This is a genomic window from Corynebacterium sp. MSK071, assembly GCF_030232125.1.
Classification (GTDB): Bacteria; Actinomycetota; Actinomycetes; order Mycobacteriales; family Mycobacteriaceae; genus Corynebacterium; species Corynebacterium kefirresidentii.
In genome coordinates, this window is the sequence record NZ_JASPJA010000069.1 from 1 (window position 1) to 274 (window position 274).

The 274-nt window shown below is 49.3% G+C and carries 1 tRNA gene; it reads right to left on the minus strand.

Annotated features, from left to right (window positions below):
- Positions 1 to 204 precede the first annotated feature (204 nt).
- Positions 205 to 274: transfer RNA gene (locus QP990_RS12235), tRNA-Ala, on the minus strand.

Consider the following 274-nt stretch of genomic DNA (forward strand, 5'->3'; position numbering starts at 1 on the left):
CTCAATCGGCATTCAAAAAGGCCAAATCTAACCCCCGCGACACGCCGAGCCAGACACACATTTTGACCCTTAACCCTCTATATGGACGAAAATGGTGATCCGAGTAAATCACTCGCCATTGTGTCACTTCTCAGAGTGCTTGAGAATGAGCGCAGAAATGAAAAATGTCCGGCCCCTCCGAAGAGGAAGCCGGACTACATGCTGTGGAGCATAGGAGAATCGAACTCCTGACCTTCTGCTTGCAAAGCAGATGCTCTACCAATTGAGCTAATGC